Source organism: Clostridium sp. AF50-3 (genome assembly GCF_003477445.1).
Classification (GTDB): Bacteria; Bacillota; Clostridia; order Lachnospirales; family Lachnospiraceae; genus Otoolea; species Otoolea fessa.
This window is the reverse complement of the sequence record NZ_QUDH01000005.1, coordinates 16749-30823: the sequence shown is the minus strand read 5'-3', so window position 1 is coordinate 30823 and position 14075 is coordinate 16749. Positions and strand designations below refer to the sequence as shown.

Below are 14075 nucleotides of genomic sequence, written 5' to 3'. Positions count from 1 at the left end.
CCTTTTCATGTGTACCCGGAAGATTCCCGGTACACACGCTACTCTACGCCCCTCTTAAAATGACCTCTTGTAAATTCGCCCTCCAGCTCCACCGGTTCCTGATGGAGGAAGGTCTTCACGTAGGCATCCAGCACTTCCCCGGTCTGTGCCGCACTCTCCGACGTAAATGCCAGACGCAGCACCTCCGGCTGCAGGCGGTCTATCTGCTTTTTATCCTTCAAAAGCGACAGGGGGCTGGAATTGTAGATCGTATTGCAGCAGAAACGGCACTGGTTCCTTACCGGAAATACCTTCTTTTTGCGATCCCGCAGATACAGATATTCCGGACATTTACTGCATCCTTCCACTGTTTTCCGGATGCACTGGGCGGTTACCATGACCGGGATCGAACCATATACGAGAAGTTCCCGTTCCCGGCTGTCGCGCGCCTCCAACTCCCGGCTGTTGAGCTCGACCGGAAGGGTAAAACGCATCGAAAACTCCGGCGCCATCTCCCGCACAAAATCCTCCGCCCGGTGATTCATCGTATAAATACCATAATCCATCACAAGCGGGATGGAAATCTTCCACTCGCGCACCAGTTCCAGCTCTTCCCATGCCCGGATGACAAGACCGTCAAATCCCGCTGATTCCAGCCTGGAACGATGTGTTTCAAAATATTCCTTTGCCCGATCGCGGAAAATATGCGGCATTACCAAAAGACACTGCTTGTCTGCCTCATGGCAGCGCGATACCCATTCGTTCCACTGTTCGGCGCCAAATTCAGCGCTATCCAGATAGATGGCGCCGACTTCCGGTACGGATAACGCCACTTTTAACTGTGCCGGGTGTTCGACCGAAACGTGGATGTGGTACAGAGCTGTTTTATTCCCTTTTTTATTCTCAAACAGCGTTTTCTGGCTCTGTACAGGTAAACCCGCTGTGAGTTCAACGTCCTGAGCCGGGCTGGTTTTTTCTGATTCCGAACCTGTCTGGTTATTTTCTTCCAGATTCTTTTCTTCCGGATTTTTCCATCCTTGTCCTGTCCCGCACGCCCTATTTTCCGGTATCTCCCGGCGGTATGGACGCAGTATCTCCTCGGTCAGCTGCTCAAACGCAGAGCGGCGGAGTTCATTTAACTCCTGCACCGGCACAAAGGGGCTGCCGCCTGTCTCCACTTCCAGATTTTCAAAGTAATACGGCGTATTTCCCGTTTTTCCGAGCTGTTTCTCAATCCGTTCCTTGCTCATCGGCTGTTTCACTGCCGTCTGGACAACTGCTCCGATTCCGCCTGCCATCCGGCTTTCTCCCGTCAGCGGATCTTCGTATTGAAGCGTCAGCTGCAGCGGTTCGCCTTCACAGACACGCGCAAACCCCTGAACCGGTTCTTTCACCTCTGCTTCCACATACGTTTTGTCCAGATACTGGTAAAGTTCCCGGTTTTCCTGGCGGAATGCCGGTTTCTCATGGCAGACCACCATATCGCGTCCATTGTGCTCGGTATAATAGCCTAACGTCTGACCGCCGCGGTCAAACAGATCCAGCAGCTCCTTCCGGTCTTTCGGGTCAACCCGGTAACCTTTTCTGCCATTCTTTAAATATAAATCTACATATTTCCGGTACAGGCGCACCACGCCTGCCGTATAGCGCGGACTCTTCATGCGCCCCTCGATTTTCAAGGAATAAACGCCTGCTTCCAGAATATCCGGCAAAATATCCAGCGTACAAAGATCCTTGAGACTGAGCACATACTTGGAATCACCCGGATTTAACACGCCATTTTCTTTCTTTTGTTTTTTGTTTTCATTCGGGTTGTTCTCATCCAGCCGCCGAAGGACATCAAACGGAAGCCGGCAGGTCTGAGCGCATCGTCCCCGGTTGCCGCTTCTGCCGCCGATCAGGCTGCTGAACAGGCATTGTCCCGAATAACAGTAACAGAGAGCCCCGTGAACAAAGCTCTCTATCTCCACGCCCGTCTCCTGATAAATGCGGCGTATCTCTTCCAATGAAAGTTCACGCGCTGTGACGATGCGGACCGCGCCCATCCTCGTCATAAGCGCCGCGCCCTCCGGTCCGGTAATCGTCATCTGTGTGCTCGCATGAACCGGCAAATCCGGAAAATGCTCCCGGATATAAGAAAATACCCCCATGTCCTGCACGATCACGGCATCCAGTCCCGCCTGGTAATACGGAAGCAGATAGTCGTATAAGTCATCCATCTCGTCTTCCTTTACCAGCGTATTGACCGTCATATAAAGCTGGCGCCCATGCAGATGCACGTAGTTGATCGCTTCCAACATCCCCGTTTCATCCGGATTTTCCGCATATGCCCTGGCTCCGAAACGGCTGCCGCCCATATAGACTGCGTCCGCCCCCGCAGCAACCGCCGCTTTCATGCTATCGAAGGAACCCGCCGGTGCCAGAATTTCCACCTTTTTTTTCATATCATTTCACCCATTATAACCGCAGAATTGCATCTTTCAGTTCCACCGTTCCCTGTCTCTTGGGAAATGGCTTCCGCTTCATATATGCCTCCACCTGTGCCTGACGGACAGCTGCCAGTTCCTCACGTGCTGCCCCTGCCTCCTGGAGGCTCTCTTCCAGATCTTTCTTTATCGTCTGTTTTTCCTGCTCCAGCTGGCTCAGCTGCTCTTTTACACTTTGTTTTTCCTGTTCCGTCTGCATCAGACGTGCTTCCAGCTGCGATTTTTCCGTCTGCACAGCTGTCGCCGCCTGTCTCGCTTCTTCAAGCTGTTGTTTGAGAATCTCCAGCTTGTCCTGCAAAGAAGCGATTTCACTCTGGGATGACTCGACCGCCAGACGCTGATCTTCTGCCTCCTGTTTCCAAACCTCTGCTTCTCCACGGAAATCGTTTGCTTCTTTCTTTGCATCCGCAATCTGTTCCAATGCCTCTTTTTTTGCAGCTTCTGCCTGCTCCCGGGCTGTCTGCTCCGCCCTGGCAGCGCGATCCTGTGCTGCTTTTTCCGCGGATTCCACGCGCTCCTGTACCTCTCTCTTCGCACGTTCAATCTGCTCCTGCGCTTCTTTTCTTGCAGACTCAACCTGTTCCTGTGCTGTTTTCTTCACAGCCTCGATCTGCTCCTGCGCTTCTTTTTTCACACGCTCGATCTGTGCCTGTACCTCATTTTTAGCAGCTTCCGCCTGCTCAGTTGCCTCTTTTGCCGCCTTCTTTGCCGTCTCCAGTTCTTCCTCGCTGACGGTGCGCTCATTGCGGAGACTCTCGAGTTTCATCTGGGTGCTGACCATCTCATGTTTCAGACGGTATGTCTCTTTTTCCATGCTCTCTTTGTCGGATGCAAGTGCCTTCGCACTCTCTTTTTCTTTAAAATAATCATCCGCCAGATTCAGATAAGTCATAATACTCTGGTAGTCTTCCGGCATTTTCAAAAATCCCGGCTGCGCCTTGAGCTGGAAAATCTTCCCATTCAGATACGTGGCAATCTGCTGTACATATCCTTCCGTCTCACTGCCGCCCAGGCTATACACTTTTCCATCAATTAATACATCTATATACTGTTTTGCCATCGCATTCTCTTCTTTCTATCTATTAATAAATATGGTTCGACGTTGTCACGTCACCCACACAGAAATACCACCTTCAAATCAATCAAATATCAAATCTCAGAAATACCGTTTTTTGCTTGATTCCAGGCATACCCGAGATGCCGATACGCTGCTTCGGTCGCCATCCGCCCACGCGGAGTCCGGTTGAGCAGACCGTTCATCAGAAGATACGGTTCATACACATCTTCCAGTGTCCCAGCATCCTCGCCCAGCGCTGCCGCCAGCGTCTCCAGTCCGACCGGACCGCCGGAAAACTTGTCGATAATCATATGTAAGATCGCACGGTCGTTGTTGTCAAGTCCCAGCTTGTCCACATCAAGGATATCCAGTGCAAAATCCGCGACTTCTTTCGTAATCACGCCGTTGTACTTGACCTGTGCAAAGTCCCTCACACGTTTTAACAGTCGGTTTGCCAGACGCGGCGTTCCTCTCGAACGTCTCGCAATCTCATAGGCGCCCGTCTTATCAATCTCCACATTCAGAACTCCCGCCGTCCGCAGGACAATCGTCTGCAGCTCTTCAGGCGTATAAAAATCCATCTTCTGCACGATGCCGAAGCGATCGCGCAGCGGCGCCGTCAGAAGCCCCGCGCGTGTCGTCGCGCCTACCAGCGTAAATTTCGGCAGATCCAGACGAATCGAGCGCGCCGTCGAATCTTTTCCCAACATGATATCGATCGCATAGTCCTCCATCGCCGGATAAAGCACCTCTTCCACCTGGCGGTTTAAGCGGTGAATCTCATCCACAAAGAGGACGTCTCCCTCCTGGAGCCCGTTGAGAATCGCCGCAATCTCCCCTGGTTTCTCGATTGCCGGACCGGAAGTAACCTTCATACGGGTTCCCATCTCATTGGCGATAATGCCGCTGAGTGTCGTCTTTCCCAATCCCGGCGGTCCATAGAAAAGAACATGGTCAAGCGCCTCGCCGCGGGATTTCGCCGCATGGATAAATACCTTTAACGTCGATTTGATCCGCTCCTGACCGATATATTCGTCTAAGGTCTGCGGGCGGAGACTTCCCTCAATCCGCTTATCCTCCTCCGTCACCTCGGTTGTAATCGTCCTTCTGCTCATACTTGTTTCCTGTCTTTCCTGTTTTTCTCTCTCATTCAATTAAGCCATGACAGTTCCATTTTCTCATATCTGCCACACATTCCAAATTTTCATCTGACGCACAAGCACCACTATTTTTTATGATCCTGCAATTTCGAATGTCCGACACATAGGTTGTTTTACAAAAACGCCAGATATTTCAGCGATGCCTTCAATACCGCCTCGGAATCCATCTCTTCCGTCACATTGGCGCTCTTGACCGCCTTCACTGCCTCGGCATTCGTATATCCCAGCGTTACCAGCGCCTCCACGGCTTCCTTCGCCGCATTGCCTGAAAGCCCGTTCCCCGCAGCCGGCGAAACCGCCGCACTGCCATCTAACAGCGGTGTCAGCAGATCCTCTGCCTGTACTTTATCCTTCAAATCGAGAATGATCCGCTGTGCCGTCTTTGCCCCAACGCCCGGTGCACGGGAGATCGCCTTCGCATCCCCAGTCATAACCGCAAGACGCAGATCCTCCGGACGCAGCGCCGACAAGATGCCAAGTGCCCCCTTCGGACCAATGCCGTTGACCCCCAGAAGCTGGCGGAACATCTCCAGATCCGAACGGCTTAAAAAGCCGTACAGGCTCATATCATCCTCCCGCACCTGCAGGTGCGTATATATCTTTACCTCTTCCCCGAGCGGCGGTAAAACTTCCAGCACCGACATCGGGACAAAAATCCCGATCCCCATCATGCCGGACTCGACCACGATACGGTCCTTTGCTTTCTCCGCCAGGATGCCTTTTACATACGAAATCACGGTAAATTCCTTTCTTTTCTCACTGGTTCAAGATCTGGTTCAAACTAAAAAAAGAACGCTTCAAAATGCCTCCAAATCTTCTTTTCAGTATACCATAGCACAGTTTTCATTGCAAGGAAAGTGCGGAATTTCGAACATATATTCTGCCCGGTTGATTGAATTTCATTTTTACACATTATCGGGAACCTATAAATGAAAAAGCTTTTCAATTGTAATATCAATAATTACAGTCAAAAAGCCTTTCCATATCTTTTATTTACTTGTTATGCTTAGATAAACTATGTAATATTTCCTGATTACACCTATATAATTCATCAAATAGCTTTCTAAATGGCTTGTATAACTCATGCCTCTCTAAATCCGGCTTATAAATACATTTCTTTTGGATTACTTGGCGCAAATCTGAAAAACCTTGGTAGAATCCGACTCCAATCGCTGCCATCAGTGCATCTCCATAAGCTGCCCCTATGTCTTCCTTTGGTGTTTCCAACGATACTCCTGATATATCCGCCACCATCTGCATCCAAACTGCGTTTTTCGTTCCTCCCCCCGCCGCTGCAATCCGTTTTACAGGCAAACCATTTTCACGGAATATGTCAATATGCTGTGCAACTGAATACCCAATTCCTTCCAGTGCCGAGCGATACAAATGTCTTTTTGTATGGCTCAATGAAAGTCCCACAATCATTCCTCTTGCGTCTGGATCATTCAGCGGTGTCCTTTCTCCCGCAAAGTAAGGTAAAGTTATCAAACCATCTGATCCGGGTGCAATCTCAGAAATTCCTTTCATCATTTCTTCATATGCATTCAATCCTGCTGTTTTTTCCTTTTCCAAGCATTCAGAAAATAACTGTTCCAAATACCATTTTTGAAGTGTGCCTCCATTATTAGTTCCTGCTGCTACACTATAAGTTTCTGGAATTAAAAATGGATTTCCGCGCACTCGCTCATCCTGAATCAGCCGATCTGCACAACAATAGAAAAATAAGGACGATCCAAACTGTACCATCAGATCGCCTGGTGCAAGTACTCCTACACTGATTGCCTCAGCTGCTGAATCTCCAGTTCCAGTAATAACTGGCGTTCCTTCTTTGAGTCCTGTCTCCTTAGCTGCCTGCTTTGTTACCGTTCCACAAATATGGGTAACCGGCATTCCTTCTGCCAACTGCTCCGGCATACAAATCGGTTTACACATTTCTTTATGGATGCTCCCATCCGGATAATACAGCGGACGAAATGAAGCCATCCCCAAAAATGTATCTATTACATATTTTCCAGTTAGTTTAAATGTTAGATAAGAAGAACCTGTCAAAAACTTGTGTGTGCGTCTATATATCTCTGGTTCATGATTTTTTATCCATAAAATTTTAGCAGACACATCTCCACTGCAAATTGGACGTCCAAATAGTTTTTTTACTTTTTCTGTGCCATAATACTGTGAGAGATACTCCATTTCTTCCACGCAACGTGCATCAATACCATATAAAATTGCTTTTCGTAAAGGATGCCCATCCTTATCAACTGGAAGGCAATCTGCTCCCAATGTGCTTCCCCCTACACAAGCAATTTTTTCTGGTTCTACACCACTCTGCTGTAAGAGCATTTTTGACAAAATGCAAAAATCATTCCACCATACCTTATCCGCGTCCTGCTCATAATAACCAGGTTCTGGATTTTCCATTCCGTGATGAGTAACTGCCCGACTTACCACCTTTCCAGACTCATCTGTTAGAACTCCTTTACTTGAATATGTACCAACGTCAATTCCTAAAAAATAATGCAACGTCTATACGCCTTCTTTCATTGTACAGCGATACGCCTTAACTACATCCATAAACTCCATGACTCTCTGTTTTTCAACAAAGTTCTCAAATTTACCATCTTTCTTAAAAGCAGTCCCTACACAGGCGCCATCACATTCACTAAGTTTTTCAACCACATTTTCCTTCGTACACCCTGTATTACAGAAAACAGGAACAAATCCAGAAACTGCCTTGACCCTGCGTACCAAACTTGAATCCGTTTCCTGACCAGCACTACTTCCAGAAACACACAGACCATCTGGAAAGCAATGAAAAATCATGGATTTTGTTATTTTTTCCAGACTTCTCTCTGCTAGATATACATCCGACTCTGGATTTACCTTATATAGCAATTTCATTTTATCTAGTCCAAGTGCTTTTTTTCTACGCAAGACTTCTGGAATATTCGTATCTGTAATTCCATTTTCACCTATATAGGCACCCGTAAATGTACTTCTTACAAAATCTGCCTCGACTGCCGCTGCCAAATCGATCGTCGCCAATGGATTAGAAACAATATTGACACCAAATGGAACTTTTATCTCTTTTTTTAATTCTCCCACAATCCGTCCCATCGCTGCCACAGTTACGTAGGAAACCTTTTTTTCATACGGAAGGCTGAATTCATTGGCAATCAAAATTCCATCTACTCCTCCCTCCTGGAGCGCCTGAAGCTCTCTGGCTGCATTTTCAATTACCTCTCCCATCGTTGCACCTTTTTCATACAGAGGATCCCCCGGCAGCGCCCGCAAATGCAACAGTGCAATGATCGGCTTTTTTACATGAAATAATTCATCTGTCCACATATTCTTTCTCTCCTCTATTCCATGTACATTCTCAAATTCTGCACATTTCTTTTGTCATAACGAAATGGATCCAGGTAATACGCCGGTGCTGTCAGTTCCTGCGTAAAATATCCCTCATATCCATTTTTTACCATATCCTCTAAATCCTTTCTTAAGTTTCTCTTCCCTTCACCCCAGATGTAATGCCCATAGGGATCACAATCCTGAAAATGTGCATGTACAATGTTTTCCTTTCCAAAAACATCAAACCACTGCTGAATCGTTTCACCAGAAACCGACATTGCTGTCAAATCAATCATAACTTTAAAGCGCGGATGATCGACTAAATCAAATAACTGTTTCATTTGCTGCAAACTATACCCAATTCTTGATTCCTGCGGCCGTAAAGACTCTGCCACAATTGTCACGCCATTTTCCTCTGCGACCTCACAAAGTCTCTGATGCATCTCAGCTGCCCGTTTCAATCCATCCTCCTCCGCTTCATCCCAGTAACCCCATCCGGAATTTGCTTCCATCTTCTCTGCCCCCAGCGCAGCCCCCAGACGTATCGCATTTGCAAAAAATCCAAATGTTTTTTCTCTCAGTTCTGGTTCTTTTACACCAAATTGATAACCAAACCGGCAATTCTGTGGTGTAAATACCGGACACTTCAAACCGTGTTCCTGTAATTTTTTACGGACTGGCTCTGGATCCTGATATTCCTTTGGATCCAGCCAAAGTCCTTGATGTCCTCCCAGCAATTCTACATTTTTGATTCCCAGTTCCTGCATACAATCCAGGAAATAATCCAACGTATATTGGCAATAATGAAGATTCAATACCGAAAGTTTATCAAAATCAACTATTTTCATTTTCGCTTCCTCCTCATACAATTACTCCATTAATCCATTATAAACGGTTCCAATTCACGCATATTCTGCCGATCGGCTGCAGCCGGATCCTCCAGGTAGCGTGCATCATTCAGTGCCAGGCTTAGCAATCCTTTATATTTGTACTGATCCAGACAAATCAATTGATCCTCTAACGGTCTCAAACCATCTCCCCATGCAAGGCATCCCTGCGGACGTCCATCCACAAAACGGATATGGTATATTTTGTCTCCAAATGCTTCAAACCAGTCTTTCATCGACTCTCCTGCCACTCCAGCATTCGTCAAATTCAGGGCAGCCTGTATCTGCGGCTCATTAACCGACTCCAAAAGTTTTTTTAGTTCTGGAAGCATATTAATAACCGTTGCGTCTTCTGGCCGTACTGTTTCCACTGCAAGAACAACCCCCTCTTCCGCAGCAGTTTTTGAAAGCCGACGCAAGGTTTGAACCGCACGTTCAAAAATACGTCTCGGATCTTCATTTCTTGCACCGCCGCAGCAATTGAGTACCATCACTTTCGCACCAGCTTCTGCCGCTGCACGGATTCCATTTTCAAAATATCCGATCGAATGCTTTCTTGCCGTCTCGTCATGACAGCAAAGTGCATAATTATAAATCGTACACTCCGGTGAAAAAGCTCCGATTGTCAATCCATAATCTGCTGCATTCTTTTTTAATTCAGCCGCATCCTCAAATCCATAATCATCTAGCAGGAAATGCGGTCTTGCACACCAAAACTCTATATTTTTTATTCCGAGAGCCTGCTGCGTTTTAAAGAAATAATCCAAAGTTCTGTATTTATAGTGCATATTCATTCCTGCAATCTGTTCCCGCCTTATCTTTATCATCCAGTTGTTCCTCCTCTCTACACACAAAGGCACTGCAAAAACCTTCGCTCTATCAGATTTCACAGTGCCCGCTTATTTACAGATTATATTTACATCTTTTGTCTTTCCCTAAGACTCACTTTCATCCCATACTTTACCTGGATGTTTATGCCACCATTTGAATACAACCGGGACAATGCAAAGCGCTGCCAGGTAAATCAAAATTGGTGTTACAGCTGCAATCCAGTTTCCCTGAACACAGGCAACCGGAACTGCCGCTAATGCAAAAATTTCAATAATTGACTCAATCGGTGTTACAATTGCTGCATCATCCAGTGTACAGCTCTTGTTCTCCGGATCTACAATTCTTAAAAGTGCCATGCCGATTGCTGTTACACCGGTCGAGTAACCATATACATAGATACCTCTCTCAAACCATTCCTGTTTTAAGAGTCTCGGTGCAATCACTGTAAAGTGGAATACAACCCAGACAATTCCAAATAACATCAGCAGACCAAACGGAACTGCGTACTCAATAACAACCGGAATCTTAATTGATGCCACACCGAAAAATACAAGGAAATCAGTTGCACAGCTTCCCATACGGGAAATGATGCGGTTATCTACATATTTATCGGCTTTTATTCCTTTTAATACAAAATGAAATACAATTGCTACCAGGAAGCCGACAGAGAAGCTCGGAACGCCAAGTCCGGTTGCTCCCTGAATTACATTTGTTAAAAGATATCCAATACCGGTTGGAATCAGAATCAGAAGAAGATGCCATGCCAGCGGATCAATTGCCATCGGTGAAACGGTTTCTTCGCCTAATACCGGGCGTTTTCCTTCTTCAATGAGTCCCGTGCGCATATCGTCAGGAAGCTGGCTGAAATCTTTTACAAACTTGGTATAGTTTCTTTTCGTTCCGATTTTGATTAAAGCAATTCCACCAAAAATACCGGTTAAAATACCTACGGTTGCACTTGTCATCGCCAGATCTGTTGCATCTTCCCATCCAAGTGTGCCGAGTGTCGCGCCAAGTGCTGCTGCTGTACCATGACCTCCCTGAAAGCCTGCAGGAATCAGCATTCCAAATGCCGGATTTAAATCAGGAGCAAACATTTTCAGGACTACCATTGCAAAAATAATCGGCATTGCATACTGAAATGCCCAGCCAATATTGCGGAAGCAGTAGTAGCTGCCAATCCGATCGAAATTTGTTTTCCAGCCACCAGCTGAAAAATTAAAGCCTCTCAGCCCAATTGATACAAATACTGCGATAATCAGCAGACCTGCATAAGAACCAAACTGTGAAGAAAAACTGATAATTCCAAAACCATTCTGTCCTAAGGCAAGCCCGATAAATCCAGCCAGCAGACTGACCGGAACAAACAGGCTCTGCAGAATCTTGATTTTTTCCCTCAGCATTTTCGCCACAAACAGGAAAATACCTGCCCACATGAAATCCACCAACATGGAATACGCATTAAACTCCATCTTTTGTCCTCCTCATTTCTTTTTTATGATGCTACTGCAATGCTTTTTTTGCTTTTTCCCTAACCATACTCAATTCCACTTCTGTCATATCACAGTATTCGCTGTTTTCTGTTGTCGTCCCCGCATCCTGCACATATATCAGCTTTGTATCCTTCTGTGTGATCGTATTAAACCATGTTCCCTGCAAAACATTGTAAACTTTATTTGGCTCCATCGGAATTACATCAATCTTAAATGCATCATTCTCGCGGGACGCCGTCAAAAGAACTGCTTTTCCCTGAACCAGAATAAACTGCTCATCGGTTGCGTGATGCACTTCCAGATACTGAATCTTCTCAATATCATTATTAGGCTTCCAGTTTTTAATACATACGACCCATTTTTTATTGTCATATACACACTGAATACCTTCCCCTTCATACTCAAACACATCTGCTTTCATGACATTTCCTCCTACCTTCTTTTCAAATTCTTCTTGTTCCTGCAGGTTTCAAGCGAATTACTTCATATCATGTCATTATAATACATCATATATCATTATATTGTCAATGCTAATTTGTCATTTTACATATTTTTTTTAGGGGGCAGCCTCTCTCCCTATCATATTTTTATTACGTTTTCTTTTTCATCACACACATCCATATCAATTTTCATAATTTTTTTCACTTGTCTGTTATCTTTTTCAGCAATTCTTTGATGCCAAACGTTCTGATTTTTTACTTACACTATGCTCACTCTAAATTAACTTGCCCGTATGGACAAAACAGCGAAGTCTGCTCCATACGGTCAGGCCTCGCTGTCTGTCTAAGAAAATATTTAATTGGAGGATCTTTAGTATTCCACTTTCCACATATAACGTCTTTCATCCATAGAATGGCCACGCACTTCCGCCATCTGGGAAACATAGTATCTCTCAATCGGAATCATAACAACCGGATTAAAGAATTCTACGACGCTCTTATCGATTTTACCGCCATTTAATTTTTCAAAATCAATTACAATATAATTTTCCGCATAAGTGCGCAGGAATTTTAAGCAGCGTTCATCCAATGCGCGGGTTCTTCCCTCACTCATCAGAAGGATCATCGGAAGCTTCTTATCCGTTGTTTCAAATGGACCATGGAAGTACTCACCCGTATGCAGGCACACAGCATGCTTCCACTGCATCTCCATGAAATGACAGCAGCACATGGAATATGCAACTCCATAGTTTGAACCAGATGCCAGCACGTAAAATACAGGTTCATCTTTATATTTTTCTGCCCAGGCTTTTGCATCCGCCAAAACATTTTTCTTGCCTTCTTCTATAATTTCATCAATGTAACGGTATGCTTCCATCGCCTTGTCATAATTCTCCCAGTTTTCAAACTGTTTTAACAGCTCAAAACCAATCCGAAGGGCGTTCGCCTGGTTAGAATCACTATATACCTGATCATCTCCATTTGAATATGTCACAATATACTGTCCAACTTTTGCCATACCTGTCTGCATATTTCCTGTCATAGCGATTGTCACTGCACCTGCAGCATTGGCTGTTTTTACTGCCTCCACGGTCTCAGGCGTTGCCTTTAATGAACAAATAACTGCGACGCATCGCTCATCCAGTTCTTTTGGTGTTGCATGAACAAATTCATTGCTGGTATATGTAGTAGCGCTAAAAGTTTTTGCCTCACTCTGAAGAAGGTACAGCCCTGGGAAAATAGCTGCCTTAGATCCGCCGCAAGCTACAAAATACACATGCTTTAATCCACCCAGTTTGTCCATCTTTTCTTTGATCTCTGCTACAATTTCTTTTACTGATTTTTCCATCTTTCTGATCTCCTTTTTTTATATTAATTATTTATCAAAATGACTTTCCATGTCCAAAAGCCCCCTGAACCATACAGGTTTTCGAAGAAAACTCTGCCCCTGCTTCCAGTGCTTTCCTTATCTCTTTTTCATAAATGCTTTCTTTCATCTGTATGCCATACTTTTTCCGGCTCTCCAGAAACGAAAGCAGAAATGCCGTTGCAAATGAATCCCCTGCTCCCAGCGTATCTACTGCTTCAACCAGATGCGGCGGCTGCTCATAAAACTGCGTTCCATCAAATAGAACTGCTCCATAGCTTCCTCTTGTTGCAATTACCATTGGGCATCCAGCACGAAACATTTTCTTACAAATTTCTTCCGCATCCTCTCTCGAAACGGAACCACATGAAAGAAACGCATACGTAATATACGGAGCAACCTTTTTTACTCGTTCTTCATCGATCCACTGACCCGAAAAATCATACGATACAGAGATTCCCTGTTCTGCCAATTTAGGAAGCTGTTCATCAAAATAGCTATTATTGGTCGTGTGCACATGATCAAATGTTTTAATATACTCCAGATCTTCCACGTCCAGATTTAACGGATTTTCTTTTAATACGCCGCCTTTGTTGCTTCCGAGAAAAACACGGTCTCCGTCTACCAGCGTAACCCTCGCATAACCATTTTCTCCTTCATACTGACGGCACCGGCTGTGTTCTACCTGCAGCTCATCGAGTGTTGCTATCACATGTTCTGCAACCTCATCCCGTCCGAACACTCCCATATAAGCTGACTCTGCCCCCAGCATCCCTGCATAAACCGCAAAGTTTGCAGCCTGACCTCCCGGAAACATAAGCCTGAGATGTTCATATTTGTCGCACACATTGTCCCCAATTCCAATGACCCGCATTTTTTCATCTCCTTTGGATTGATTATATATCATTATATAATGTTATGATATCATATTATACTTATGTATGTATTTTGTCAAGTGATTTCTGCATTTTTTTACATCACTTTTTTCTAGGTACTGTTCACGCATACGTGCCCGGTAATGGAATTTC

12 protein-coding genes are annotated in these 14075 nt (G+C 45.4%); all 12 read right to left on the bottom strand.

Annotated elements, in window-relative coordinates; all coding sequences use genetic code 11:
* Positions 1–38: 38 nt before the first annotated feature.
* The 12 genes from DW085_RS07215 to DW085_RS07160 all read right to left on the bottom strand — a co-directional run bounded on the left by DW085_RS07215 (position 39) and on the right by DW085_RS07160 (position 13921).
* On the bottom strand, positions 39–2423 hold the full coding sequence (locus DW085_RS07215; RefSeq protein ID WP_118492043.1) for a DUF3656 domain-containing protein: 2385 nt from the start codon (positions 2421–2423) through the stop codon (positions 39–41).
* 13 nt (positions 2424–2436) lie between these two features.
* Positions 2437–3525 carry a cell division protein ZapA gene (zapA, locus tag DW085_RS07210; protein WP_118492042.1) on the bottom strand — a complete coding sequence of 363 codons (1089 nt, stop codon included), beginning with the start codon at positions 3523–3525 and terminating at the stop codon, positions 2437–2439.
* Between the two features lie 89 nt (positions 3526–3614).
* A complete protein-coding gene (gene ruvB, locus DW085_RS07205; protein ID WP_107001650.1) occupies positions 3615–4637 on the bottom strand; it encodes a Holliday junction branch migration DNA helicase RuvB in 1023 nt (340 codons plus the stop codon).
* Positions 4638–4795: 158 nt separating this feature from the next.
* Complete coding sequence (gene ruvA / locus DW085_RS07200; RefSeq protein WP_118492041.1) at positions 4796–5419, bottom strand: Holliday junction branch migration protein RuvA; 624 nt, start codon at positions 5417–5419, stop codon at positions 4796–4798.
* A 256-nt stretch (positions 5420–5675) separates the two neighbouring features.
* Positions 5676–7202 carry an FGGY-family carbohydrate kinase gene (locus DW085_RS07195; protein WP_118492040.1) on the bottom strand — a complete coding sequence of 509 codons (1527 nt, stop codon included), beginning with the start codon at positions 7200–7202 and terminating at the stop codon, positions 5676–5678.
* A 3-nt stretch (positions 7203–7205) separates the two neighbouring features.
* Positions 7206–8027 carry a BtpA/SgcQ family protein gene (locus tag DW085_RS07190; RefSeq protein ID WP_117794991.1) on the bottom strand — a complete coding sequence of 274 codons (822 nt, stop codon included), beginning with the start codon at positions 8025–8027 and terminating at the stop codon, positions 7206–7208.
* A gap of 14 nt (positions 8028–8041) precedes the next feature.
* Positions 8042–8878 carry a sugar phosphate isomerase/epimerase family protein gene (locus DW085_RS07185; RefSeq protein ID WP_118492038.1) on the bottom strand — a complete coding sequence of 279 codons (837 nt, stop codon included), beginning with the start codon at positions 8876–8878 and terminating at the stop codon, positions 8042–8044.
* 29 nt (positions 8879–8907) lie between these two features.
* Positions 8908–9744, bottom strand: coding sequence for a sugar phosphate isomerase/epimerase family protein (locus DW085_RS07180; RefSeq protein WP_118492036.1), 837 nt, complete (start codon positions 9742–9744; stop codon positions 8908–8910).
* Positions 9745–9852: 108 nt separating this feature from the next.
* Positions 9853–11220 (bottom strand): sodium/glutamate symporter, encoded by a 1368-nt coding sequence (locus DW085_RS07175; RefSeq protein WP_118492035.1) that lies wholly within the window; start codon positions 11218–11220, stop codon positions 9853–9855.
* A gap of 31 nt (positions 11221–11251) precedes the next feature.
* Positions 11252–11662 (bottom strand): hypothetical protein, encoded by a 411-nt coding sequence (locus DW085_RS07170; RefSeq protein ID WP_022360184.1) that lies wholly within the window; start codon positions 11660–11662, stop codon positions 11252–11254.
* Positions 11663–12051: 389 nt separating this feature from the next.
* The gene (locus DW085_RS07165) at positions 12052–13029 is read right to left on the bottom strand and encodes an SIS domain-containing protein (protein WP_107001657.1); all 978 of its coding nucleotides are present in this window, start codon (positions 13027–13029) and stop codon (positions 12052–12054) included.
* A 34-nt stretch (positions 13030–13063) separates the two neighbouring features.
* On the bottom strand, positions 13064–13921 hold the full coding sequence (locus DW085_RS07160; RefSeq protein ID WP_022360186.1) for a fructoselysine 6-kinase: 858 nt from the start codon (positions 13919–13921) through the stop codon (positions 13064–13066).
* Positions 13922–14075: the final 154 nt, after the last annotated feature.